20 protein-coding genes are annotated in these 25,069 nt (G+C 46.4%); 12 read left to right on the forward strand and 8 right to left on the reverse strand.

Going from position 1 to position 25,069, the window contains the following annotated elements:
• Positions 1–123 precede the first annotated feature (123 nt).
• A complete protein-coding gene (locus WG89_RS08035; RefSeq protein WP_062263949.1) occupies positions 124–831 on the forward strand; it encodes a hypothetical protein in 708 nt (235 codons plus the stop codon).
• Positions 832–1,013: 182 nt separating this feature from the next.
• A complete protein-coding gene (locus tag WG89_RS08040) occupies positions 1,014–2,798 on the forward strand; it encodes an acyl-CoA dehydrogenase C-terminal domain-containing protein (protein WP_062263952.1) in 1,785 nt (594 codons plus the stop codon).
• Positions 2,799–3,108: 310 nt separating this feature from the next.
• Here WG89_RS08040 and WG89_RS08045 read toward each other — a convergent pair whose 3' ends face one another.
• The 4 genes from WG89_RS08045 to WG89_RS08060 form a co-directional block, all read right to left on the reverse strand.
• Entirely contained in the window at positions 3,109–5,940 is a 2,832-nt protein-coding gene (locus tag WG89_RS08045; RefSeq protein ID WP_062263955.1) for a response regulator, read from the reverse strand.
• Positions 5,941–6,036: 96 nt separating this feature from the next.
• Positions 6,037–6,579 (reverse strand): YfiR family protein, encoded by a 543-nt coding sequence (locus WG89_RS08050; protein WP_172806743.1) that lies wholly within the window; start codon positions 6,577–6,579, stop codon positions 6,037–6,039.
• A gap of 22 nt (positions 6,580–6,601) precedes the next feature.
• The gene (locus WG89_RS32690; RefSeq protein WP_062263960.1) at positions 6,602–8,698 is read right to left on the reverse strand and encodes a TonB-dependent receptor plug domain-containing protein; all 2,097 of its coding nucleotides are present in this window, start codon (positions 8,696–8,698) and stop codon (positions 6,602–6,604) included.
• Positions 8,699–8,897: 199 nt separating this feature from the next.
• Positions 8,898–10,286 carry a S8 family peptidase gene (locus WG89_RS08060; protein WP_062263963.1) on the reverse strand — a complete coding sequence of 463 codons (1,389 nt, stop codon included), beginning with the start codon at positions 10,284–10,286 and terminating at the stop codon, positions 8,898–8,900.
• A gap of 238 nt (positions 10,287–10,524) precedes the next feature.
• Between WG89_RS08060 and WG89_RS08065 the strand changes: the two genes are divergently transcribed.
• From WG89_RS08065 to WG89_RS08085, 5 genes are all read left to right on the forward strand, one after another.
• Positions 10,525–11,088, forward strand: a complete 564-nt coding sequence (locus WG89_RS08065; protein WP_062263966.1) for a DedA family protein — start codon at positions 10,525–10,527, stop codon at positions 11,086–11,088.
• A gap of 2 nt (positions 11,089–11,090) precedes the next feature.
• Positions 11,091–12,242 (forward strand): D-alanine--D-alanine ligase, encoded by a 1,152-nt coding sequence (locus WG89_RS08070; RefSeq protein ID WP_216638451.1) that lies wholly within the window; start codon positions 11,091–11,093, stop codon positions 12,240–12,242.
• 20 nt (positions 12,243–12,262) lie between these two features.
• Positions 12,263–12,739 (forward strand): YHS domain-containing (seleno)protein, encoded by a 477-nt coding sequence (locus WG89_RS08075; RefSeq protein WP_062263970.1) that lies wholly within the window; start codon positions 12,263–12,265, stop codon positions 12,737–12,739.
• Between the two features lie 15 nt (positions 12,740–12,754).
• On the forward strand, positions 12,755–13,201 hold the full coding sequence (locus WG89_RS08080; RefSeq protein WP_062263973.1) for a MauE/DoxX family redox-associated membrane protein: 447 nt from the start codon (positions 12,755–12,757) through the stop codon (positions 13,199–13,201).
• A gap of 291 nt (positions 13,202–13,492) precedes the next feature.
• Entirely contained in the window at positions 13,493–15,271 is a 1,779-nt protein-coding gene (locus tag WG89_RS08085; RefSeq protein ID WP_172806744.1) for a lysophospholipid acyltransferase family protein, read from the forward strand.
• A gap of 14 nt (positions 15,272–15,285) precedes the next feature.
• On the opposite strand, the gene WG89_RS08090 is transcribed toward WG89_RS08085, so the two are convergent.
• A complete protein-coding gene (locus WG89_RS08090; protein WP_062263980.1) occupies positions 15,286–15,810 on the reverse strand; it encodes a DinB family protein in 525 nt (174 codons plus the stop codon).
• 514 nt (positions 15,811–16,324) lie between these two features.
• Between WG89_RS08090 and gcvH the strand changes: the two genes are divergently transcribed.
• Positions 16,325–16,717 carry a glycine cleavage system protein GcvH gene (gene gcvH, locus WG89_RS08095; RefSeq protein ID WP_062263982.1) on the forward strand — a complete coding sequence of 131 codons (393 nt, stop codon included), beginning with the start codon at positions 16,325–16,327 and terminating at the stop codon, positions 16,715–16,717.
• Positions 16,718–16,853: 136 nt separating this feature from the next.
• Complete coding sequence (locus WG89_RS08100; RefSeq protein WP_245662886.1) at positions 16,854–17,621, forward strand: HesA/MoeB/ThiF family protein; 768 nt, start codon at positions 16,854–16,856, stop codon at positions 17,619–17,621.
• A 6-nt stretch (positions 17,622–17,627) separates the two neighbouring features.
• On the opposite strand, the gene WG89_RS08105 is transcribed toward WG89_RS08100, so the two are convergent.
• Both WG89_RS08105 and WG89_RS08110 read right to left on the reverse strand, forming a co-directional pair.
• On the reverse strand, positions 17,628–17,888 hold the full coding sequence (locus tag WG89_RS08105; RefSeq protein ID WP_062264089.1) for a TfoX/Sxy family protein: 261 nt from the start codon (positions 17,886–17,888) through the stop codon (positions 17,628–17,630).
• A 143-nt stretch (positions 17,889–18,031) separates the two neighbouring features.
• Positions 18,032–19,591, reverse strand: a complete 1,560-nt coding sequence (locus WG89_RS08110; protein ID WP_062263986.1) for a bifunctional aminoglycoside phosphotransferase/ATP-binding protein — start codon at positions 19,589–19,591, stop codon at positions 18,032–18,034.
• A 263-nt stretch (positions 19,592–19,854) separates the two neighbouring features.
• On the opposite strand from WG89_RS08110, the gene mrcB reads away from it, so the two are divergent.
• Together mrcB and WG89_RS08120 are read left to right on the forward strand one after the other, a co-directional pair.
• A complete protein-coding gene (gene mrcB, locus WG89_RS08115) occupies positions 19,855–22,197 on the forward strand; it encodes a penicillin-binding protein 1B (protein WP_062263989.1) in 2,343 nt (780 codons plus the stop codon).
• A complete protein-coding gene (locus WG89_RS08120) occupies positions 22,198–22,575 on the forward strand; it encodes a tetratricopeptide repeat protein (protein ID WP_079253723.1) in 378 nt (125 codons plus the stop codon). It begins immediately after the preceding gene.
• An 11-nt stretch (positions 22,576–22,586) separates the two neighbouring features.
• Here WG89_RS08120 and WG89_RS08125 read toward each other — a convergent pair whose 3' ends face one another.
• Positions 22,587–24,416, reverse strand: coding sequence for an endonuclease/exonuclease/phosphatase family protein (locus tag WG89_RS08125; RefSeq protein ID WP_172806745.1), 1,830 nt, complete (start codon positions 24,414–24,416; stop codon positions 22,587–22,589).
• A gap of 341 nt (positions 24,417–24,757) precedes the next feature.
• Here WG89_RS08125 and WG89_RS08135 point away from each other — a divergent pair, with 341 nt between their 5' ends.
• Entirely contained in the window at positions 24,758–25,069 is a 312-nt protein-coding gene (locus tag WG89_RS08135) for a YqcC family protein (RefSeq protein WP_062264000.1), read from the forward strand.

A 25,069-nucleotide genomic window follows, 5' to 3' on the forward strand; every position in this document is an offset into this window, starting at 1 on the left:
TCTATCGTTTATTAGTTTTTTGCCTAACCTCCAACGCTGGTCTATAAAAAAATACAGCATTAATCCTTTTTCAAAGACCATGGAGATATAACAGCCGCACCAGGAGCTGTATTAGGCGAGGCGATGAGCACACAGAAAACACTAATAATCCCCTTATCGGGCTTTTATAAGCGAATCATTAATCCTTTCTTAAAGGTAATTCTTATTCTCTCAATTCCCTGCAGCCTGCTGGCGGCAGAGAACAGCGAAATAAACTACGGATTACAGAGCCATAATGGCCAGTCTCAATGGTTAGAGCCTGACGGCGTCATGTTGGCTGCAGATACCAACAGGGACATGGTTCAGGACGATCAGCCCCCAGAGGAATCAGAAGAACCTCCGGTTACCGTAGATACATACTCCCCCTACAATAGCTTTGAAGAAGAGTCCGGCTGGGTGGATCAAATCTGGGGGCGTCCATCCCGAGATCATATCTATCTTGGGATGTGGACTTTGCACCTGGATCCTGGCGATGATCAGGAAAACAATAATGAGCTGATTGGTTTCACATACAAGGGATACTACGGTGGAACATTTATCAATACCCACAGCGACCGGGTTTGGTCGGCGGGTTGGCAGAGAACACTGTTTCAGCAGAAGTATGGAGAGTTTGATGTCGAGGCTGGTTATCGTGCCGGCATCATGTATGGGTACAAGAAGTATCTGACGCTCTATGACACCCGTTTCTTTCCACTGATTCAGGCGGTTCTGGATATCGATTACAAAGGTTTCGGCCTGGAGCTCTCCTGGGCTGGAGTCGTTCTGACAGCGGGCTTCTATTATCGTTTTTAACCGCCTGGATTTGGAAAGAGACTGATTTAAAACACTTCCTGAAGCCACAGATAAATGCTGTGGCTTTTTTTGTAGTTAAAAATTCAAACGTTAGTTTAAAACATTCCTTTTAGAGCCCTATCCACTGGGGTAAAATAAATGAACACTTGACTAAAAACATTAAAACTCCAGGAGTGTCCACCATGGCAGATTATCAGGCACCTCTCCGTGATATGCGCTTTGTGATGTACGAAGTATTCAATGCTGATAAACGTTGGAGCCAGTGGCCTGCTACTCAGGAAGTGGTTGATCGTGAAACTGCGGATGCCTTTCTGGAAGAAGGTGCAAAGCTGGCTGCTCGAACCGTTGCGCCGTTGAATCGCGAAGGTGACGAGGAAGGCTGTCACTGGACTGAAGAAGGTGTAACCACCCCAAAAGGTTACAAAGAAGCTTATCAGCTGTTTTCAGAAGCGGGTCTGACCGGAATTAGTGGAAATCCTGAATATGGTGGCATGGGCATGCCCAAGGCACTGAGTGCTCAATTTGATGAGATGTTCAGTAGCGCCAGCCTGGCATTTATTTTGTACCCAAGCCTGACTTCTGGCTCTGCTCTGGCGATTGATGCTCACGCTTCTGAAGGTCTGAAATCACTCTATCTGCCAAAGCTTTATTCCGGTGAGTGGACAGGTGCTATGTGCCTGACTGAACCTCATTGCGGAACTGATCTGGGGATCATCAGAACCAAGGCAGAAGACAATGGTGATGGTTCCTACAACATTACTGGAACCAAAATTTTTATCACCGCAGGTGAGCATGACCTGACGGACAATATTATTCATCTGGTTCTGGCCAAGCTACCGGATGCCCCGGCTGGACCCAAAGGCATTTCCATGTTCCTGGTGCCAAAAGTCAATGTGAATGACGATGGGTCACTGGCAGAAAGAAACGAAGTGCATTGTGGTTCCCTGGAACACAAAATGGGCATCAAGGCTTCTGCAACCTGTGTCATGAATTTTGATGGTGCCAAAGGTTATCTGGTGGGTGAGGTCAATAAAGGCCTGAACGCCATGTTTACCATGATGAACTATGAGCGACTGTTTGTGGGTATCCAGGGTTTGGGTACCAGTGAAATGTCTTATCAGTCGGCTCTGGAATACGCTAAAGAAAGAGGGCAGGGCAGAGCGGCAACCGGTGCCCAAAATCCTGAAAAAGCAGCGGACCCTATCCTGGTTCACGGTGATGTCAGAAGAATGCTGCTCAATATGAAAGCCCTGAATGAGGGTGGTCGGGCGTTTTCAACCTATGTTGCAACACAGCTGGATACTGCAAAGTTCAGTCCGGATGAAACTGAAAGAAAGCAGGCTGCAAATCAGGTCGCACTGTTAACACCTGTGGTCAAAGCTTTCCTGACTGATATGGGACTGGAGAGTTGTGTGGCTGGCCAGCAGGTATTTGGCGGCCATGGTTACATTCGTGAGTGGGGTCAGGAACAACTGGTCAGGGATGTTCGCATCGCCCAGATTTACGAGGGCACCAACGGCATTCAGGCTCTGGATTTACTGGGACGTAAAATTGTTGCTAACAAGGGTGCCTACGTTAAAGAATTTGCAGAGAATGTGAGAAGCTTTATTGCTGAAGGTGAAGCCGACGAGTTTTCCAAACCACTGGAAGGCGCTCTTTCCAGTCTTGAATCTCTGACAGAAAACTTGTTGGAACAAGCAGCGAAAGATCCAAATGCTGTTAATTCAAGTTGTGTTGATTACCTCCATGCTTTTTCTTATGTGGCATACGGTTGGATGTGGTCCATGATGGCAAGGCAGGCTCAGATGCAACTCAATGAAGGCACTCAGGAAGAAAGTTTTTATCAGGCAAAGATTGTGACTGCACGTTATTATTTCAAGCGTCTCTTGCCAAAAATGGAAGGTCTTCTGGCGACTGCGGCTTCCGGTACTGAAGAGCTGTATGGCCTTTCTGATGAACAGTTTTAATGCGTCATTAACATCTTTATCTGAAACATTCTGCTGACCAATAAGATCTTTCGCTTTAACCAGGCGAAGGATCTTTTCATAAAACTGCGATGATAATGAAAGTAAATTGAAAGACATTTAACAGTAGTCTTTAAATCAAGGAACTTTGCATTCCTGACCGATTGTCTATAGTTAAAGTACTGGGCTATTAATCTACATGGATTGTAGAGGCAAGGAAGCAAAAAAATGAGCAGGATGCTCACAGGGAGTCGCCCAGTCTAATTAACCTCGCTTTGCGAGGTTTTTCTTTTTCAGGAAATGCATTAAAGAATTAGCTTAGATTCTTCAACGCTTTTGTAGTTTTATCCAGAGCATTTTTTAAGTCAGGAATTAACTCAATAGCTTCCGAGAGTTGATTATCCTTGCCGAGTTTTTCCACTTCCAGAGAGATCCCCGCCAGGTATGAAGCCCCCAGATTGTTGCTGCTGGATTTCAATGTATGCGCAGCCCTGACCATTATTTTCAGATCAGCTTCTTTGGATGCGTTCTCAATATCTCTTAACAAGGAAGGAGCGTCTTCCAGATAGCTGTCCACCAAACTATCAAACTCATCTTCCATGATTTCCTTGAGAGTCTCGAGTGTTTGCATATCAAGCACTGGCTCAAGATCACTCTGATCATCATCTTCATCAATCTCTGTTGTTTCTGATGAGTCAGCATTGTCTTTGTCATCATCCAGATCTCCAATCAGCCACTGAGCCAACTTTTCTTTCAGCAGGCTGGCCTTGATCGGTTTGCTCAGATAATCATCCATACCGGATGCCAGGCACTTCTCGCGGTCGCCCTGCATGGCGTTGGCTGTCATGGCAATGATGGGTATTCTTGGCAGGTTATGAGTGCTTTCTCTTTTGCGTATCAGGCTGGTAGCTTCGTAACCGCTCATTTCCGGCATCTGACAGTCCATGAGAATCAGGTCGTAATCCTGTTTCTGACTCATAGTGACCGCTTCCTTACCATCTGCTGCAATATCAGGGCTGTTCAATCCAACTTTTTTCAGCATGCTGACAGCCACTTTCTGGTTAACAATATTGTCTTCAACCAGAAGTATACGAATGGTATTACAGAAAGCGCTTTCTTCAACATCGGCTTCAACGGTTTCAGTGTGCTGAATGTGATGCTCATGCATCACCTGCATGGTGGTATCAAGCAAGCGTGACTGTCGGTAAGGTTTGCTCAGACAGGCGGATATCCCGACTTCCTTTTGTTTTGCCCGGGTAATAAAACCTGAAGAGCTCAACATGATTCTTCTTGCCTTGGCCAGAGCAGGTTCTTCTTCAATGGCTTTGGAGAGAGCCAGTCCGTCCATTTCTGGCATATCCATATCGAGCAGAATTAATTCAAATGGAGCACCTTCAGAAGCAGCATTCAGCAGGGCTGCCAGAGCTTCCTTACCACTACTGGCTTCAGAGTGTTCAATGCCCCAGGCGGTCAGATAATGCCTGAGAATTTCACGGTTGGTGGCATTGTCGTCGACAATAAGGGCTTTGATGCCTTCCAATGCATGGCTGATATTTCGAGGTCTAATAGCTTGTGTTTCAGACACTTCCAGATCCAGTACGAAAGAGAAAGTGGAACCCAGGTCGGGGGCGCTGGAAACTTCTACATCACTGCCCATCAATTCCACTAATTGTCTGGATATGGTCAGTCCTAGTCCGGTACCGCCAAACTTACGGGTTGTGCTGCCGTCGGCCTGGGTAAAAGCGGTAAACAGATTGGGAAGAACATCAGGGGCTATACCAATACCTGTGTCTTCCACCAAAAACTCAACTTTGACATTGTTGTCTTTGGTTTCCAGCATATTCAGCCGGACAACCACTTCACCCTCTTCAGTAAATTTCACAGCGTTGCCAACCAGGTTGGTCAGTACCTGTCTCAGACGTACTGAGTCCCCTTTAACAATGCTGGGAAGGTCGACATCGGTAAAGCAGCTTAATTCCAAACCTTTTTCTCTGGCTTTGCCTGCCAGTAAAGCACAGACATCTTCGGCAATTTCAGCAGGGTTCATGTCAATGGATTCAATTTCCATCTTGCCAGCTTCAATTTTCGAGAAATCGAGAATGTCGTTGATTATCTGCAGCAAAGCATCAGCGGAACTGTAGGCAGTTTCCAGAAAGTCCTGCTGCACACGATCAAGGCGAGTATCTTTCAGCAGTTCCAGCATACCCAGTACACCGTTCATGGGCGTACGGATCTCGTGACTCATATTGGCAAGGAATGCACTCTTGGCTTTGGCTGCTTCCAGAGCAGCTTCTTTAGCTTCGTTGAGTTCGGAAATATTCTCTTTCAGTTCCCGGTTGGCACTGTGTAATTCCCGGGTTCTTTCCGCAACCGAAGCTTCAAGGTTTTCCCGGTGTTGCTGGAGCCTTTGGTCACGCTCTTTAATCTGCATCAGCATTTCATTAAAGCAGTCGTAGAGCTGACCAATCTCATCGTTATCGAATTTCTGTACCTGATGGTCGTACTGCTCATTCTTGGTCATCTGGGAGATGGTATTGGCCAGCTCTGTTATGGGTTTACCCAGTAATCTTTGAAGCTTGGAGGCCAGAATGGAAGCAAGAATAACGGAAACCAGAGCCGCTATAAGCGCCAATAAAAGGTTTTGTGTCAGTTCGATGTACAGGGGTGAAAGATCACATTGAATGTAGATAGCACCAATCAATTGTTGATCAAGAACAATAGGGCGATAGAGGTGAAGTCGAGTATTGCTGAAAATAGTGACCGGGCGTTCAAAATCCTGAAGTGAAAATGCCCAGGGGCTGTGATTGGATCGATGATAAGCCGCAATTTCTTCGCCATCCGCATTCAAAAGAAAAGCAGATTGAATATGGGTGGCACTGTTAAAACCAGTCAGTAGATTCTTTGCTGAATTCTGGTCTTCAAACACTAGGGCTGCATGAGCGTTAGAGCCTACCACTTCAGCCAGGGTTTCCATATGATCAACGAGAGAAGCACGGGACTTGATAAGATCGCTGACACTTTGAATGGACAAGGTTACCAACAGAACTGCATAGGCCGTGATCAACATGGCATAGCGCAGCTTTCGCTTGATAGGAAGATTCCTGAAAGTAACCATTTCTGTTTTTACACCAAAAAAGGTTTTCATCCCGGTCGGGATGAAAACGAGTTGCTACTTATGGGTTAAGAAAGTGTTTTCATCACTGGAGCTAACAAAAACACTCTTAATTCACTCATGGCTGAGTCATTCAATGACTTTGGCCAGATTTTTAAGCTGTGAGCTGATATTCAGGCCTGAAGCATCAGCCGATGATTTGTTAATGGTGAAGTTGATCTTCTTCCCCTTTCTCGCAAGTCCTATCAATCCACCCTGCTCAGCGAACGAGCGACTGTCACTGATAGTGAGAATGGGCTTACCTTTAAGGTTATTGGTGATTTTCGACGACGAGGCCTGATCAACATTGTGGATGTAAAGAATGTCACACAACTTATCCACAGGAGCATTCAAATCTTTATGAGTAACGGATAAACGTCTACCCATACTGATTTTTCGATTGATCTTGGTCAGCTCACTGTTGATCGTGCCTTCACCCAGAATACACAGAGTAAGACTTTGCTTTTTCTTGGGCCAGGTAACGAACTTGGTCAGTTTGTAGACAATAGCCGTTTTGACTTTGTCTTCGGGAGTACCGGCTATGGCAGCGGGGATAAAGAATATCGCTGTTAAGCTGGCGGTGATCATCAGCAGGCTGATGTTAGATTTAATCATGTTCATTGGCATCGGCATGAAGTCGTCCTCCTCCATCCGATTAAAATTGCCAGCGAATCTGGGCGTACCATGATTCCTGGATTTCTGTTGGTGCCATTCCACTCAGAGTTTCATAAAACTCTCTGTGGTGATCTCTGAAGAGATTCTGTCCGACCAAAGAAAACTCTAGGTTGTCTCCATATTTCTTGGCCAGACGAATATCCAGTGATGTATTGGCTCCGATATTAGCGTTCTTCAGATTGTCCGAGTAACGAACCCAGAAGTCGAAGTACCACTGGTTGGGCAGGTTCATGGTGGAGCGAATATTGGCAGTGTGAGGCGCGCTCAGATCTTCAACAATCCTCTCATTGGTGTTAAGAAAGTCTGTTTTTGCCTGATTTGGCCATGCATCTACTTGCAGCCAGCTATAAGTAAACTGCAGTTTCCACCAGTCCTTTGCCTGCCAGTCAGCTACTACTTCAAGACCGTAGGTTTTTGTGTTCAGCCCGTTGATAAGTGTTGCGGGCAACTGAACTACGTTTGGATAAGGACAAAGATAAAGAGAAGAGCCAGTAGCAGAAGGAATGGTGATGGCATTGGAGCCATTAGGGCACATATTGGTATCTACGTAGGCAATGATATCTTCGTATTGGTTGTAGAAAGCCGTGATATCCAGTCTGAAGTTGTTGCCGAACTGCTCCCTGTAACCTAACTCTAAAGCGGTCAGTTTCTCAGATTTCAGATCAGGGTTACCCATGATTGGAATGATGTAGGAAACTGTACTTGGCGTCTCAATAGTGATCCCATCCGTTTGCAGTGCTGTTTCACTGATGGATGGCGTTTTCACAGCCCGGGAAAGAGCTGCCCAGAAAGTTCTATTCTCAGAAGGCCTCCAAGTTAAACGAGCATTTGGCTGAACCTCGTAGCCGGTAAAACTGTTGTGTTCAAATCGAGAGCTGAGAGTGAAAGTCCATTGATCATTCAGTGTGATGTCATCCTGAATGAAAGCACTGAACAGCTCTGTTTGTTTGGAGTCCTTCCCCTCAAGCAGGTACATGAAGGGAGTATTTTTAACTTCATACCAGGTGGCTCTGTAACCCAGCCCCCAAACTAAGTCATGTCTACCCCAGAGCTGGGAGTAATGTTGAAACTCCAGATCAATGGTGTCGCGCTTTTCAGCGATTCGGTAATCAAAGTTCTGGTAGTTGTCGTAGATGGCTCTCAATGAGTAATCGTGGGTTTCACTCAGTGTTCTTTTCCAATAAGCACCGAGATTACCGCCTCGTTGATCCCGACTGAGTCCATTGACGATAAAGCCGTTAGCCAGCTGTGGAATGGTTGGCTGTGACTTATCCAGCAATCTCAGTGGAGGTCTGGTAGTGCCTTCGTATAGTTCACCTTGAACCGTCATCTCGGAATCAGATGAAACCTTCCATTCTGATTTGAAGCCTGCTCTGCGCATCTTCCAGTCATCAGCAGTATCTTTACCCTCTGCATTGACCTGACCGTCACGCTCAAAGGCTTTGACATAAACGCGATAAAAACCTGTTTCACCAAACTCACCGCCGTGGCGGAAGGCGCCAAATGCTTTTTCTTCAGTACCGCCACCGGCTGTTAACAAGTTGCCCTGGGTATCTGCGGCTTTTTTAGTAATGATATTGATGACACCGTTTACTGCGTTAGCTCCCCAGAGTGCTGCACCTGGGCCACGAATGACCTCAATGCGGTCAATGTCTTCCATCATGGTGTCCTGAACATCCCAGTTAACACCGGAGAAGAGCGGCGAGTAAACCGTTCTGCCGTCAATCAGAACCAGCAATTTATTGGCGAAGATGTAGTTAAAGCCCCGGGTGCTGATTGACCAGGTGTTGGCGTTCAGCTTCGCTACCTGCATCCCTGGCACCATTCTCAGGGCTTCAGGAATTGAGGTGACGCCCGTGCGGCGCAGGTCTTCGTTGGTGATGACATAAATAGCCGCGGCTGAATCCATCAAACGCTGCTTCTTACGGGATACTGAAGTAACGTCAGGAATTTCCATGGAAATCAGTTCTTCCAGACTGAGATCAAAGAGATCCTCTTCTTCCGGGGATTCGGCGAATGCCTGGCTGCTTGCGAAAATACATGAGGCCAGCAGTGTGGGTAGAAAATTGGTTTTCAAGGTTCCGCTCCGTGGATCTTGATCAAATCCCAACACTGCTGAAGTTGAAGATTCAAGAAAACAAAAGGTCCTCTTTAAAACCTAGCTGATTTGTCAGAGCTTGAGTTGGAATCAGAACATTTAGGCTTGATGACAGACGAAGGTTATTTAGGGGCGATGAAGGGTAGATCCTTTTCGGTTGGATCTACCCTTTGATGATTTACTCGTCTCTGGCATCCAGTACTGCAGCGCCAGCGTCTAGAATGCCTGCACCACAAATGCTGGTGGAGCATGTGCCACCGGAGAATGAGCGGGCATTGAGCTTGATGATTTCTTCGACTCTTGCCGGAGTCAGGTTGGGGTTAATGGAGTACATAAGCGCGGCAACCCCAGCTACATGAGGTGTGGCCATGCTGGTTCCCTGATAATACTCGTAGTTGTCCTGGGTCGCGGCAGTGGCTCCAGCATTGGCTGTAGAAAGAACACCATTGCCGTAATAACGGGTTTCACCACCTGGTGCTGAAATATCGACATTACTACCGTAGTTGGAATACCAGCTGCGATCTCCGCCACGGTCAATGGCTCCTACAGTAATGACATTGCTGCAGTTGGCAGGTGTAGCATAGGCCACGTTTGTGTTTTCGTTACCCGCTGCCACTACAACAGTTACACCGGCGCTGACCACTTCATTAATGGCATTCTGATAGCTTTGGGGACAGCTGTATGAAAAGCCTCCCAGACTCATATTAATGACTTTAACTGGATTGGTATTTCGGGACATGCCATAAACATCCAGACCTGCTGCCCAGCGCATGGCATCAATAATGTCCGAGGTATAGCCACCACAACGGCCTAATGCCCTTAGAGGCATCACTTTGGCATTCCAGGCTACGCCAGCAACTCCTGTGCTGTTATTGGATTCTGCAGCAATGGTTCCGGAAACATGAGTGCCGTGCCAGCTGCTTTCTGTGGGGGCTGGTGGAACGGGTTGACCGTTGGAGTAACCACAGGCGCCTGCGGAAGTAATGGCATCACCTGAATCTATAGCATTCTGGTCTCGGCCCCCGCCATCATTGGCTATCCAGGAATGGGAGATAAAGTCATGGCCGGAGACAACATTGCCATCGATATCCTTGTGATACACAATGCCTGTATCGATAACGCCGACAATGACATCACTGCGACCGGTGGTAATATCCCAGGCCGCAGGCAGGTTGCTGCCTGCAGTGGATTCAAAATAGTGCCACTGCTCGTTGTAACGGGAGTCATTAGGAACACGCATGATTTGCATGATGTAATCAGGCTCTGCAAAAGCTACCTGAGGATTATCTTCCAGGGAGTCGGCGAGTATTTGGGCGTCATTGATATTGACGCTGCCACCAATCTCAATAATTTCTTTATCTCTTCCTGCCGCCACTCCAAAAGCACCGTAGTTGACCCCCTGCTTGATATGAGCGATAGCATTGCCTTCGGTGGGTTCAGGGTGATAATTGATAATGATTCTATCGGTCACCTGTCTGGGGGCGGTTTCGATTTCAATTTCCTGGGTGGTAGCCTTTTGAAAGGTAAACCCCAGTAAAGTCAGCAACAAAGCAATCCTTGCTTTCATGATGAGACTTCCTTATCTCAGAGTAGGTAATTGGATTGAAGTCAGTATGGTTCAAGTTAAAAAGGGCAGCATAGGATTACCGAAGAGGTGTGGTTTTTCTTGTATGGAGTGGCTTTTTATTTAAATAATTGATGCTCAAAATGTCATATCAGACGGATAAATTCGGTCACTTGTCATTGAATTAACAGGATTCAACGTTATAACCTGATTCAGACGACAAAAAAATGGCAGTGAAAGTATGTTTGAATACTGGCTGAATTACATTCAGCATCCCTGGCTACTGGCGTTGTTAATTCTCTTGGGAAGCTATGTATTAGAAGATGCAGCTATTGTATTTGCGGCTCTGTTAAGTGCTGATGGGATGATTAGTGGCCAGCTTGCATTTTTTGCACTATTTGTTGGGATCTTTACCGGTGACCTTGGACTTTATGGTTTAGGTGTTCTTTCTCGAAGAATAAATAAGCTGAGTCGTCTTCTTGATTTGGCATCAGTAGAACGAGCCGGTGTCTGGTTGGAAAATCGTATGTTGACAACGATAATTTCTGTTCGAGTCATCCCGGGTCTTCGCTTTCCTGTTTATACGGCGTGTGGATTTTTTGAGCTCTCTTTCTTAAAGTTTCTTATTCTGGTTCTTTTTGCTTCGGTCGTCTGGACCGCATTACTATTTTCAGGCTTTTATACCGCAGGGGTTATGTTCTGGTCTGAGGTTGGGTTGTGGAAGTGGCTTTTACTGCCATTGATTGTCTGTCTGATTATGTACGGCCATCGATTGATATATCGCAATTATGGGGTTTTGAAATAACTATGGAAATAACCGACACGGACAGTCTGGTTGATACCTTTATACGCCCCAGTGGGAAAAATAAAAGCATTCATCAGGGAATGCCTCCTTTAGAAGACTCTGAAAAACCGGTCTCTTATTTCGAGTTCTGGCCCGGTTATATCTTTTATCTGCCTGTAGCCATTCAATGGTTGTGGTTAGCTGTTCGCTATCAGGGAATCAGTTTGCCATTAATCAGTAACCCTGGAATCAGTTTGAGCGGGATGGTCGGGGAATCAAAGTCAGAGATCTTTTCGTCAGCTACTGGTGAAGCCAGGGATAAAATAGCCCCCTGGTGTCTGCTTTCCGAGTGGCACTCATTGGAGGACGCAATATGGCAGGCACGGCAATTGATGGGGTCGATTGATCTGGACTTTCCTGTTATAGCCAAACCAGATGTTGGCTGTCGAGGTGCAGGGGTCCAGATCATCAGGGATATTCTGGAATTAAAAGCCTATATCAACAACTTTCCAAAGGCCGGGCGAATTGTGCTTCAGCAGGTCATACCTTATGAAGCTGAAGCAGGCATATTTTATATTCGCTATCCAGGGGAAGAGCGAGGGCGCATTTTTTCCATCACGTTGAAATATCCTCCCTATGTGGTGGGCAATGGGGTGGATACACTCAGGCAGCTCATTGAAAAAGATCCCAGAGCCAGCAAGGTCAGCAAACTTTATTTTCAGCGTCATTTTCAAAAACTGGAACAAATTATTCCAAGGGGAATGCCCTTTCGACTGGCATTTGCAGGCAGTCATTCAAGAGGCGCTATTTTTCGTGATGGCCGAGAATTTATTACGCCTGAGCTGGAAGAAGCCTTTGATAAAGTTGCGGAAGGCCTGCCTGATTATTTCTACGGGCGGATTGATATTCGATTTAGAGATATAAATTCTCTAATGAATGGCGAAAATTACTATATACTTGAAGTGAATGGTGCCAGCAGCGAAGCCGCTCATATCTGGGATTGCAGAGGTTCTCTGAAAGAAGTTTATCGAGTACTGTTTTATCAGTACCGAACGCTCTTTCGATTAGGTTGGCTTAACCGGCGCCGTGGATTTCGCCCACCTTCCATCATGAAGCTATATAAACAGTGGAAGCAGGAGCGGGAGCTTGTCAGACAATATCCGGATACGGAGTAATTGTCCGCAGGGAGGCGAGGATGATTCGCACTCATCACCGTGAAAGCTATTGGCTTTTCGCTATAGCCGTCTTTGCTATTGCCTTGCTGTTTAGCAATAACGCATTTGCAGCCAAGAATATCTATACCGGCTGGTTCAGTAATAAAGCTGTCAGTGGTTATGATACCGTCGCGTATTTTACTGAAGGCAAAGCTGTTAAGGGCAACGCCCGATTCAAATATAAGTATCTGGAAGTTGAATGGTACTTCTCGTCTGAAAAAAACCTTGAGATGTTCAAGAAAGATCCTGATAAATACCGCCCTCAGTATGGAGGCTATTGCGCCTGGGCTATAGCTGAGAAAAAACAAAGGGCCCCGGGTGACCCCAATTACTGGAAAATAGTCGATAAAAAGCTGTATTTGAATTACGACGCTGATATTCAATCAAGGTGGATAAAGGACATTCCTGGTTTTATCAAACTGGGTGACAAAAACTGGCCAAAAATGATGGCTAACTAATGCAAGGAGAGCATTATGTTCAAGGAAGGTTTTAAATGGCTATTGTGCATATACATTGCCTTTGTATTTGTACAATCCCTGTTTTTCAAATTCACCGATGCCTATGAGACCGTTTATATATTCAGTGTGCTTGGCAACTGGTCAGGACTGGAATGGTTCGCAGAGTATGGTGCTTATGGGGTTGGTATCACAGAGTTGATCGCTGCCATTATGCTTATGATTCCTGCCATCAGGCTTTATGGAGCGATTCTCTCAGCCGGTGTTATGGCTGGAGCGGTATTCTTCCATTTATTTACCCCATTGGGCATCAATATGCCTGAGTTCGATAATATGGGTAATATCATAGGCGATGATGGTGGTCTGCTGTTTTACAATGCAGCCGGTATGCTGGTGGCCGCAATTGTTGTCGCTATCATGGAATTCATCGACACGGATAATGCCATTAAACGGATTCTTTTCTGATACCTTCTGACCTGTGCGGGGTGATGTATTCCCGCCGTTTCCCAAGCTCAATAAGTTTCAAGTGCCCACCGAGAAATAAAAACGTTCACATCCTGTTAACGGAATTGTCATTTACCCTTTCTAGTCTTGTTACTGTAGGCCAGCTTGTTCATTATAAAAGATAGGAAGTTGGCCAGTCTCCAGTATTGGAGAAAAAATAATACCCATAGAGGTAGAAAAGGCTTGTTGTTTTTCAATGGTGTTTAGCTAATGGGCAACAAGGTTTTTCACAAAATTGAAAGGGAAAATCGGATGACTCCTGAAAGTTCTCCATTCAGACTTCCAAAAAAAACCCGGTCTGGTCTGCCCGAAGCTGCTGCTGAGTGGTTTTTAGGGCTTAAAACAATTGATCAGCTCTATAAAAAAGAAGTCAATGAAGAATACCCCTCTGATGATTTTCTTAAACTGGTACTGAAAATATTTAATGTTCAGCATCAAATCGCATCAGGGGATTTGAGTTCCATTCCTGCAACAGGTCCTTCGGTTATTGTTGCAAATCATCCATTTGGTGGTATTGAAGGTGTAGCTCTGGCTGATTTGTTATTACAGGTACGTCCTGATGTGAAGGTGCTGACTAATGAATTGCTTTGCCGGATACAGGAGCTGAAAGAGCTGTTTATTGGTGTTGATATTATCAGCGCTAATGCCCGAAAGAAGAACCAGAATGCCATTGAAGAAGCCAGAAAGTGGGTGGAAGAGGGGCATCAGTTGCTGATCTTCCCTGCAGGAGAAGTTTCCAGTCTCGACCTTTCATTAAGACAGGTCACAGATCCCAAGTGGAGAAATACAGCCGCCCGAATCATCCGGCAGACTCAGGCGAAAGTCACACCGGTATTTATAGAGGGTAGAAACGGCTGGTTATTTCAGGCTATGGGATTGATTCATCCTAAGCTGCGAACAGTGAGACTGATCAGAGAACTCCTGAACAAGCGCGGTTCAACACTGAGCTTCCGCATTGGAAGAACATTGGATGAGTTGGACTATCAAACGATGAGTTCCGATGCCTCACTGACCAACTATCTTCGTTTGAATACTTATCTCCTCTCAACCCATAAACCGGTTCGCACAAAACTGGTTTCTCTGCCTAAAAAAGAAAGAAAAGAACAACCGGTTGCCGATCCCATTGCCAGCGAAAAGCTCAAGGCAAATGTTGAGCGGTTACCCGATGAGTGCCTGCTGCTGGAAAAGGGCGAAATGAGTGTTTACTGTGCCCCCTCTGAGCAGCTCCCTGAGATATTGCCGGAAATTGGTCGTCTTCGTGAAGTGACATTCCGGGGCGTCGGTGAAGGCACAGGCAAGTCCAGAGATCTGGATGAGTATGATGATTACTATCTGCATCTGTTTCTCTGGAATCAGAAAGAAGACAAGATCATGGGCGCCTATCGAATTGGTCAGGTTGACCAGATTCTGCGTTCAAAGGGAGTACATGGCATCTATTCCCGCAGTCTGTTCCGTTATCATGCCGAGTTTATCCACAAGCTGGGCAGTTGTCTGGAAATGGGCCGTTCTTTTGTCGTTCCTGAATATCAGAGAAGCCTGAGTGCCTTGATGATGCTCTGGAAGGGTATCGGAGCCTATGTCGCTGCCAACCCCTGGTACAAGGTATTGTTTGGTCCAGTCAGCATCAGCAGTGATTACAGCGAAGTATCGCGTCAGCTGATGGCCGGTTGCTTGTCTGTGAATAACTCCGACAGTGTGCTGCGTGATCTGGTTCAGCCCACGACTCCGCTGAAGCCAGGTAAGGGACGCTTCTGGAATCAGGCCGATTTAATGGGGCTGACGGACTTTGAAAAACTGTCTTCCCTGGTCCAGCAGATAGAGAAGGACAATAAAGGCATCCCCATCCTGTTGAAACAATATTTAAAGCTGCGTGGTGAGTTGGCAGCCTTCAATGTTGATCCGGATTTTAATAATGCCCTGGATGGATTGATTATCGTCGACCTTCTGAAAGTGGACGAAAGAACACTCAATAAATACATGGGAGCAGCAGGGGCAAAAGCCTTCCTGGAATATAACAGGCCTGCTGCCTGATCTGGGAATCAGCTCTATTCCTGGGTGGCTTCCTCGGCTGATTTCTGGTGCAGTCGTGTGGATGTGGCTACACCAAAATCAACCGGCAGCTTGATACCTTCCTGCCCCAGCATCAGGGCAATCAAAGCCAGATGGTGTGTGGTATGGCTCTGCAGAAAAAGTAACTCCCGGATAATGCTGCTGCTGGTTTCAATGGATTGTCCAGAGTCCAGTAGCGCGACCACTGCAACGGATTCAGGGTAGTGAGACATATCCTGGCCACTGAGCAGTAAATGAATATTCTTCAGATACTCTATGGCCTGTTTCGCCGATTCTTCCAATATCGAGTTTCGGGGGCGATTGTCGTAATCAATGGCGCCGTAATCCAATCCTTTAAAAAAACAGTGGTAGAACTCAATAATGTGCCTGACATGGGTTCCAATTGAGCTCGAAAGGAGAGAAGACTTTTTCTGGTACTGATCTTCTGAAAGGTGAAGCAGCACTGATTCCAGCTCTGAGAGCGTGCTGATATTGAACTGGCGCGCATCGGTCAGTGTCATGCGGTTTCCGGTTTATTTTTATCTCTGATTTATTCAGTCTGTCACAGTGAAAGGCTTTTTGTATAGGTTCTGAATCTGAGTCATGTCAATGAATGTCAATACAGTGCATTCGTCTTGAATGAAAGATTGGCGGAGTCATGGATTCTGGTTAGAATGCCTGCTTGAATATCCGGGGCCATAGAAGTCCTGCTTTCAGAAGGTAGTCATGTGAAGCTGCTGGCTATTTGCAGTTGACTCATTGTCCGAATAAAAGTGCTGACCAAGATACAAAAAATGACCTGCATCTCAGGATGAATAGGGGGAGTATCGCCAGCACAGGGACAGACTGTTCAGGTTTCAATTAATGCCTTTCAGTTCCTGACTCTGAGTGAGCCGGGTCAGGGTAAATACTGAAATTACAAGTACAGCCTTTTCGACTACCTTCTAGATAAATATTCGGTGCTGTCAGTGGGTGGCCATCCGACTGACTGTGATTGAAAAGAATGAAACTGTTAAGTGACCAGAGGAATTATCGATGAGCAGCATTCCATCCGAACTGCGTTATGTTCGTTCCCACGAGTGGATTCGAATCGAAGAAGACGGTACTGCCACCATTGGTATTACTGATCATGCCCAGGAAGCTCTGGGTGATGTAGTTTTTGTTGAACTGCCTGAAGTTGGTTCCATTCTGGCTGCTGAAGACGAAGCCGGCGTGGTTGAGTCTGTAAAAGCAGCTTCTGACATTTATGCTCCGATTTCTGGCGAAGTAGTTGCTATCAATGAAGCACTGGAAGAAACACCAGAAACTGTGAACGGTGCTCCTTACGATGAGGGCTGGTTCTTCAAGGTGAAGATCACTGACGAAGGTCAGCTGTCCGAACTGATGGACGCCGAAGCTTACGCTGAATTTGTAGAGTCAGAAGCTTGATAGAGCTTGTCTGACTTTCTGGAAAAGCCCTGCACTGTCAGGGCTTTTTTGTGGACGGCTTTTCTGTATTCTCGTCCCGGTAAGAGCTTGCTGCTTTAGCTTCTGGCGGTATACTTCACCCTCCCTTCCTGTAGATATGACTCTCACGATGAATGACGACCAGCTGCTGCGCTACAGCCGACAAATACTATTGCCTCAGGTAGATATTGAGGGGCAGGAGCGGTTGCTCAATGCTCATGTTCTGATTGTTGGAATGGGTGGCCTGGGCTGTCCCGCGGCTATTTATCTGGCTGCTGCGGGGGTTGGAAGGCTGACTATTATTGACCCGGACGTGGTCGATACCACCAATCTTCAAAGGCAGATTGCCTTTTCCACAGATGATGTCGGACAGTTTAAGGTTCATGCTGCTGCAGCAAGAATCAGTGCGATGAATCCTGGCATTGAAATCGATCCAATCCCGAGAAAACTGGATGAGCAGGAAGTGTTGGGTCTGGTAGAAAATACCGACCTGGTTCTGGATGCCACAGACAATTTCGACAGCCGCTTCATGGTGAATCGTTGTTGTGTCAAAGCTGGAGTGCCGCTGGTAACGGGAGCTGCAATCCGCTTGAACGGTCAGCTGACAGTCTTTGATCGTTGGCAGGAAAATGCACCTTGTTACCGTTGTCTCTACTCGGAAGAAATAGCAGAAGAGTTGAGCTGTTCTGAATCCGGGATTCTGGGACCGGTGGTTGGGACCATAGGTACCATGCAGGCGTTGGAAGCGATCAAGCTACTTACAGGTGCGGGTAAGTCATTGAATGGTCGATTGCTGATGTTTGATGCTGCCACTATGGAGTGGCAGAGTCTGGCGCTGGAAGCTGATCCTGAATGTCCGGTATGCGGTCAGAATGGCATTTCTTAAACGAATTCAATCCTGATAGTTTTGAACTTCACTTAACAGGCGTTGTTTGTGCTCACTGTCCAGTTCGTTCCAGTGGGCACCTATCAAAGCTCCTTCCATGGCATAGAGTAGAACCTTGGAAACTTTAAAGCCTCTGTCCCTCACTTTGCAGTAAGCTGCTACTGCCCCCACCTCATGAAGTTGCTCAAGAGTACGAATACCCACAGCGTTAAGCCACTGCACTGAAGTTTTACCTAGATTTTTTAACTCGATCAGGTCAGTTGCCATACCGGTTTCCCAAATCGTCCCAAGCGTCCATGTCAGGGGTTTGATATTTCTGAATGTCAGAAGGAATTTTCTTTTAATGAGTTTAATGATAGACGAGTCTTTACAGCTGCCCATAAAAGGGCAGCCGAAGAGGGAAAAATAGATCAATTTAATTGATCAGTCAGGTCAGATAGCAGTTTTTCACGCCAGTTCTCGATGGCGGTGTTTAGTACTATGGTGTGGGTTTTTTCGTGATCAGAGAGCGGTTCTTCCCATTGATGTTGCTTTTGAATCAGGTCGGCAGTGGCTTCTGATGCGTCAGTGTTGTTGGATTGACGTTTACTGATACGGCTTTTCAGAACGTCGTCGGGTGCCATACATTTGACTATAAAATAGGGGAGCTGAAGCACCTCTGCTGGCTGACAACAGAGTGTTCTTTCCTGCGTTTTAAGGGATGCTCCATCTATGATCACGGGAATGCCCTGACTTAACAGAAACCCGGCTGTTTCCTGTATCTGCTTATAGGTTTTATCAGTGACTTCCTGGGTATAGATATCCAGTTTGGCATCGTGGCTTGATGCCTCTGGCTTGAGGCCAAACAGTCTTTTCCGTTCAATGTCTGTTCGGAGCATAATGCAGTGAGAGTTTTCGACCAGTTGTTTGCCTGCTGTTGTTTTTCCTGAGCCGGACAGTCCCTGCATAATTACGAGAAAGGGTTTTACTTCCTTAGAATAACTTTCAGCCAGTGTGGCAAACTCACGGTATTCTCTCAGAACTTCATTACGAAGCTCATCTGTAATATTGTCACCATGCAAACGGAACAGGACAACTTTTGCCCGCACTACAGCACGGTAAGCCTTATAAAAGTTTAAAAGACCTAAACCACGATAGTCGCCACTGATCTCCATATATCGGTTAACGACAGGTGACGCTAGGTGAGAAAGCCCCCTGGAATCCAGATCCATACACAAGAAGCCAAGGTCGGCCATCGTGTCTGTCCAGCGGAAATCTTCATTGAACTCTATGCAGTCAAACAGAGTGACTTTGCCCTCAAAAATGGTGATGTTTCCTAGGTGTACATCGCCATGGCAGGCTTTAATGAAACCCTGTTCCTTTCTCTCACGAATAAGCGGCAACAATTGCTGATAACTGTCTGTTGCCCACTTTTCCATTCTGGCCAGCTGGGCGAGGTCCTGTTCTTCATTCAGCAGAGGTCTGATCTGATCAAAGTTCTGCTCTACCGGAAACCAGACATGCTCTTGCGAGCCGTAGTGCTGATCCGCTGTGCTGACTTCAATGTCACTATGGAATTCTGCGAGTTGTTCAGCGACGTCCAGTAAGGGCTCAAGAGTCAGTTTTCCTGACGAGCTGATTGAGTCCAGCATGTCCTCTTGCGGGAACTGTTTCATGACAATGGCGTACTCGAAAGGCTGAGTCTGGTCATTCAGTATAGGGTTGTCGGGAGAGCCGCTGATGGGAATCACTGAGTCATAGAGTCGGGGAGCCAGCCGTTGGTTCAGTTTGACTTCCATTTCACAGAACTTCTTACGGTCAGATAGTTCTGTGAAATTCAAAAAACCGAAATCCATGGGCTTTTTGATTTTGTAGACTTTCTCACCCGTCAGAATCACCCAGGATATATGAGTTTCCAAAAGCTCTATCTTCTCAACAGGGTGAGGATAGGCTGAGGGCTTGAGTAAAGCCTCGATGAGTTCCGTGCTCAATGTCTTGATCCGTTGTTGATTGTTATTTTTTGTCTGGTTCTGATTATACCTGCCTGACGATGATTTGCTCATCCCTCTAATGGAGGAAATTCAAATAAGGGAAGCGAAGAGAGCCTGTATCGGTAAACAGCCATAAGCTGGAAATGTTGCTCATTTTGATCCTTGAAATTATTTACAGGATTCTAAATAGCGGAGTTTTCATATTAAAAAACACGGCAAACCATAGAGCTATTACGGAAAACTATGACGTATAATCTCGCACTATGGTCACAAAGAAAAAAACACCGTCCAGGGGGAAATCCTCCAGACGCAAGAAGAAAGCCCCTAAAGCTGGTGGGCTCAAGCGCTGGTTTTTGATTCTGGTAAAGCTGGGTGTCTGCGGTCTGATTGTACTGGCGGCCTACACCGTTTATCTGGATGCGGTTGTCACAAAAAAATTTGAAGGTAAAAAATGGGCGATACCTGCTCAGGTCTATGCTCGCCCACTGGAACTGTATGAGGGGCAGTTACTCAACCCTGATGAACTGCAGGCCCAACTGCGACGTCAGGGTTACCAGGCGGTAAGAGATGTTAAACGCCCTGGTACCTTTGCCCGTACAGGAAGTCGCTTCATCATTTATAGCCGAGGCTTTCATTTCCCGGATGGGGCAGAGCCTTCACGTTATGCCAGTGTCGTTTTTTCAGAAAATGAAGTGACCAGTCTCAAGGGCAAGAATGCCGAGAGCCTTCCGTTACTGAGACTGGACCCTCAGCCGGTTGGGGGAATTTATCCTTCGACCTTTGAAGATCGTATTCTCATTCGTGAATCTCAGGCACCAAAGGCTTTGACAAAAGCCCTGTTGGCAATAGAAGACAAGAATTTCTATGAGCACTGGGGTATTTCCCCGAGTTCTATTGCCAGGGCATTTCTGGTCAATCTGAGAGCAGGAGGTGTTGTGCAGGGTGGGAGTACCTTGACACAGCAGCTGGTTAAAAACTTTTATCTAAGCAATGACAGAACTCTGAGCCGTAAGGTCAATGAAGCGATTATGTCAGTGCTGTTGGACTTTCATTATTCCAAAGAAGAAATTCTGGAAACCTATCTGAATGAGGTTTATCTGGGGCAGCATGGCAGACGAGCTATTCATGGTTTTGGTCTTGCCAGTCATTTCTATTTTGCCCAGCCTATTCAAGAGTTGAGTCTTGCCCGTGTGGCTCTTTTAGTGGCTCTGGTGAAAGGTCCCTCGTATTACGACCCAAGACGTTTTCCTGAAAGAGCAAAAGAGCGAAGAAATCTGGTACTGGATGTGATGGCGGATGAAGGTATTGTGCCTCGTTCTGAAGCCGAACGTTCAAAAAAACTACCTCTCGGAGTCGTCACCAGAGAACAGCTTAACACCAGTGCTTACCCTGCCTACATCGATATGGTGAAAAAGCAGCTGCGTGAGGATTATGATGAGCGTGATCTGACTTCGGAAGGTCTCAGGATCTTCACCAACATGGATCCCATTATCCAGCGCTTTGCCCAGAAAAGTATGACCAGCACGGTTGGCCAACTGGAAAAGGACAACCCTGAACTGCAAGGGGCTATGGTAGTGACCTCAGCTCAGACTGGTGATCTTCTAGCAGTAGTAGGGGATAAAAACCCAGGTTATGTTGGCTTTAACCGGGCCGTGGATGCCCGTAGGCCAGTAGGGTCGCTGCTCAAGCCTGCTATCTATCTGACTGCACTGGAACAACCTGCACGATTCAGCTTAACGACACCAGTTAATGATTCCCCTATTCAGGTAGATGATGGTCAGGGTGGGCTTTGGGAGCCTTCCAACTATGACGGTAAATCCAGGGGCATGGTGCCTTTACAGGAAGCTCTGGCCAAATCCTACAACCAGGCGGCTATTCAGACAGGAATGGCTCTGGGACTGGATAATGTGCTCAAGACGGTTGAGAGTTTGGGCGTTGAGAGAAAGCTGCCTCATTACCCGTCGGTAATGCTGGGTGCGGCATCTCTTTCGCCTATGGATATCGCTTCCATGTATCAAACCATTGCCAGCGGAGGTTACAAAATGCCTTTGCGTGCTATCGATGCGGTGGTTGATGCCCAGGGGCAGCCCCTGAAACGGTACAGTATCTCGGTTGAAAGAGCTTTTGATGCCGCTCCCATGGAACTTTTGCGGCATGCCATGGGTCAGGTAATGAGAGAAGGAACAGGACGCAGAGCTTACTGGAGCATCAGTCAGGATATTCAGCTGGCTGGCAAGAGCGGTACAACCAACGATTCTAGAGACAGCTGGTTTGCCGGTTTCTCAGGCAATCTGATGGCCGTTACCTGGCTGGGGAATGATGATAACAGCCCCACCAGTCTCACTGGCAGTAGTGGTGCGCTCAGGGTCTGGACCCGGTTTATGCAACAGGTGCCCATCAAGTCGGTTCAACCTTTGAACAGTGAGCAGGTTGAATATGTTTGGGTTAAGCCGGCGGCCAACTTAAGAACAGGACGCAGTTGTGAAGGCGCGGTAAGAGTGCCTTATATCAAAGGTTCAGAACCTGTGGAGTATCAGGGGTGTGGTCGAACCGTTAGCGAACCGGTTAAAACACTGTTTGATTCCATAAAGTCATGGTTTGATTAAATGAAGCGATTATTACCTCTGCTGTTAGTCACTTTGCTAACGGGTTGTGCAGGCACAGGACAAGTGGCCTATATGCCGCAATCTATTTCTACCGATTCAGACTCACCCTATGAGCATCGAACCGATGCGGTAGGCACGCTTCTGGATCAGGCATGGAATGCTATGGCAGAGAATGATCTGAACCGGGCGGGAAGCTCTTTGTCCAGAGCCATGAGAATCAGTCCGACGGATCCATCCGTTTACTATCTGATGGCTCAACTCCGAAAGAAACAGGGACAGCACGAACAGGCCCGAGAACTGGCAGGTAGAGCCTTGAGTCTGGGGCCAGAGTCAGGACTCAGACGACAGATTCAAGGCTTTTTGGGTGGGCTGGGATAAAGCAGCAAGATTTACTGGTTCAACTCAGGCCATTGTTTCTTGAGAATATCAAACCCGGTGATGATTGCACCATGATCAGAGGCTTGCAGAACAGGATGACCATCTGCCAGAAGACAATAAGCTTCTGATGGAGATATCTGGTTGCCAGAGTAGAAAATAAAGTCGATCCTTCCCTGTGAAGGGTTGCCCTTGAAGTAGGGAGTCCAGGTTTTACAAGCATTTGTCACAGGGTCTGGCTTAACTTCCCGGTAACTATCGAGAAATCCCAGGTTTTCAGCTGCAAGAGATGTAGGCCAATCTATTGCGCCGCGATCGTAATAGTTGGTTTCTGCCGTAAAGTCCTGGTGTGAATAGGTATTTAAATCACCCGCTATGATGACAGGGCGTAGATTCGTATTGGCTTCGTTCAGTGCCTTGGTCATGTAAGCAGATAGAGTGTCAGCCCTTCCCTGATCCATAGCTATCAACTCTTTGTTCGTATACTTGGGGTCTGATACCGGGTTGGTCACATCGCCCCCACCTGAGCTGGCACTGAGCCAAACAGAGTAAACATCCATTTCACGATTCTCGGGCATACTCAGTCTGACGCCACAAAGACCACTGTCACATTGCACAAGATCAGAAGCGATTGGGAAGCGGCTCAACACAGTCAGGTTATTTTCTGCATCAGCTGTTTTTAAATAAAATCCAAGGCGTTCGGCCAGCGCTGCTTGATAACCATAAGATTCCTGCATCAAAAGGACATCTACATTGCTGTTTATTATTTGTTCGTAGATATATTCCTGGCCTGATTCGGGGCTGGCTTGAGAACCGGCATGCCAGATATTGTATGACATAACGGTAATTTGCTCCGGCAATGTGGAGTAATCTACATCTCGAGCCGTTGAAAATTGCCAGGCTGGCCCCTGGATTGTTGACGTGCCATCTGAAACAGTTACTCGCCAGAAGTAGTCCTGCTCAGGTTGAAGTTGACCAATATCAATACTGTTTTCAGTTGTTGAGAACTCGTTTATAACATGATTGAAAGTCTCGTCTTCGGCAATTTCAACCCGGTAAAGGCTGTTGTTATTTTTGAACTCGTTACCCTGTTGCCATTTCAAGGTCAGATTTTCAAACGGAACATTTTTTATCTGGTGAGATGGGGAGGGACTGTAGGCAGATAATGTTCTTTTGTTTTCTTGTGCCAGAAGAGCAATATAAGGCTCGGTCAAAACACCTGAATAGATTCTGATATCGTCAATGTAAAAGTTGGCGGATCCCAGAGGTTCAACGTCGCCTGTAATTCCAGCGCCAAAACTCAACTGGTTACTGGCCAGATTGATTGGCAGGCCTTCTGCTATTTTTTTTCCATCGATATAGAGGACTGAACCATGAAGGTCGTTAGTCAGGGTGATGGAAAGCCATTCATCTTTTTGTGGTTTGATCCCACCCAGGAGCTTAACAGGTTGATCGTTGTTAGGTGTTGAAGAATTGAACCACTTTCGCCATAGCTCAATCTCTCCCTTCCCATTAAGAACAAGAGCAGGTTCTCTGGAGCGCCCACCAAAGTGGCTGCCATCAATAATGTTGCTGTAATCTTCAGGCTGCTGATTATCAAACTTGACTCTAAATGACAGCGTTCGGTATTCAGATAGATTGACATCCTCGATCAGAATGTTGTCGTCGGCTGTAAATTTATGGATAGCATTGTTGTTCTCATACAGAGTGTTATTGCTGTTTAGAGTAACTTTTGCTGGATACTTCTTGCCAATATTATTTGGATCCAGCTTTGAACCTGAAGGAGGGTTATCAAAGTCCATTGAGACCAGCAGGGTGGTATTACCAACCTCTTCCAAAGTCATTGTATTTATCTGATCTTCAGGCGGAGAGTCAGGACTGGGCGAATCATTGTCGTCACAGCCAGCAAGTAAGCTGGCAACCAATACTAAGGGAAAGAAACTGATTCTTATAGGCACTCGCATAAACTACCTGTTTTTCCGAAGAATAATGAATGAAAAACTTATGGAGAGATTTTTATAAGATTACTGTCTTTTTGTTTCAGAGTTATTTCATATTTCTTAATGCTAAAAATGAAGGTTTTCAGCCATTGAGAGTGAGATTTGTTTTTAAGCGGGAAAGCACGGATGCTTTCTCTGGTGTCATTGGGATAGAATGTTGGAAAGCATATTTTTTATAGCAAGTCATGACTACAGAAGTTAGAGAATTACTGGTCTCTCTGGAAGAAGAGTTGAAGCGTCTGGAATGCTGGCAGGCCATGCCTCCATCAGCAGAGGCTCTGGCCAGTACCACACCATTCTGCATGGATACAATGGGCTTTACCCAGTGGTTGCAGTGGCTGTTTATTCCCAGGGTTCATGCCATTCTGGATCAGGACTCTGCGCTGCCAAAAGGGGCTAACATCAAGCCTTATGCAGAAGAGGCTTTGATGGTTGAGAAGATAGAAGCCACCCAGCTGCTGGTGTTGATGGAACGTTTTGATCAGCTGATGAACTAA

The sequence above is a fragment of the Endozoicomonas arenosclerae genome (genome assembly GCF_001562015.1).
Lineage (GTDB): Bacteria > Pseudomonadota > Gammaproteobacteria > Pseudomonadales > Endozoicomonadaceae > Endozoicomonas_A > Endozoicomonas_A arenosclerae.

What these genes read in the sequence shown, in the direction of transcription:
- WG89_RS08125 (WP_172806745.1), bottom strand. Translation starts at nt 24,416, where the DNA reads ATGACTTTGGAAGAGGTTGGTAATACCACCCTGCTGGTCTCAATGGAC.
- WG89_RS08120 (WP_079253723.1), top strand. Translation starts at nt 22,198, where the DNA reads ATGAAGCGATTATTACCTCTGCTGTTAGTCACTTTGCTAACGGGTTGT.
- WG89_RS08070 (WP_216638451.1), top strand. Translation starts at nt 11,091, where the DNA reads ATGGAAATAACCGACACGGACAGTCTGGTTGATACCTTTATACGCCCC.
- WG89_RS08105 (WP_062264089.1), bottom strand. Translation starts at nt 17,888, where the DNA reads ATGGCAACTGACCTGATCGAGTTAAAAAATCTAGGTAAAACTTCAGTG.
- WG89_RS08090 (WP_062263980.1), bottom strand. Translation starts at nt 15,810, where the DNA reads ATGACACTGACCGATGCGCGCCAGTTCAATATCAGCACGCTCTCAGAG.
- WG89_RS08100 (WP_245662886.1), top strand. Translation starts at nt 16,854, where the DNA reads ATGACTCTCACGATGAATGACGACCAGCTGCTGCGCTACAGCCGACAA.
- mrcB (WP_062263989.1), top strand. Translation starts at nt 19,855, where the DNA reads ATGGTCACAAAGAAAAAAACACCGTCCAGGGGGAAATCCTCCAGACGC.
- WG89_RS08065 (WP_062263966.1), top strand. Translation starts at nt 10,525, where the DNA reads ATGTTTGAATACTGGCTGAATTACATTCAGCATCCCTGGCTACTGGCG.
- WG89_RS08040 (WP_062263952.1), top strand. Translation starts at nt 1,014, where the DNA reads ATGGCAGATTATCAGGCACCTCTCCGTGATATGCGCTTTGTGATGTAC.
- WG89_RS08085 (WP_172806744.1), top strand. Translation starts at nt 13,493, where the DNA reads ATGACTCCTGAAAGTTCTCCATTCAGACTTCCAAAAAAAACCCGGTCT.
- WG89_RS08045 (WP_062263955.1), bottom strand. Translation starts at nt 5,940, where the DNA reads ATGAAAACCTTTTTTGGTGTAAAAACAGAAATGGTTACTTTCAGGAAT.
- gcvH (WP_062263982.1), top strand. Translation starts at nt 16,325, where the DNA reads ATGAGCAGCATTCCATCCGAACTGCGTTATGTTCGTTCCCACGAGTGG.
- WG89_RS08075 (WP_062263970.1), top strand. Translation starts at nt 12,263, where the DNA reads ATGATTCGCACTCATCACCGTGAAAGCTATTGGCTTTTCGCTATAGCC.
- WG89_RS08080 (WP_062263973.1), top strand. Translation starts at nt 12,755, where the DNA reads ATGTTCAAGGAAGGTTTTAAATGGCTATTGTGCATATACATTGCCTTT.
- WG89_RS08060 (WP_062263963.1), bottom strand. Translation starts at nt 10,286, where the DNA reads ATGAAAGCAAGGATTGCTTTGTTGCTGACTTTACTGGGGTTTACCTTT.
- WG89_RS08135 (WP_062264000.1), top strand. Translation starts at nt 24,758, where the DNA reads ATGACTACAGAAGTTAGAGAATTACTGGTCTCTCTGGAAGAAGAGTTG.
- WG89_RS08050 (WP_172806743.1), bottom strand. Translation starts at nt 6,579, where the DNA reads ATGCCGATGCCAATGAACATGATTAAATCTAACATCAGCCTGCTGATG.
- WG89_RS08035 (WP_062263949.1), top strand. Translation starts at nt 124, where the DNA reads ATGAGCACACAGAAAACACTAATAATCCCCTTATCGGGCTTTTATAAG.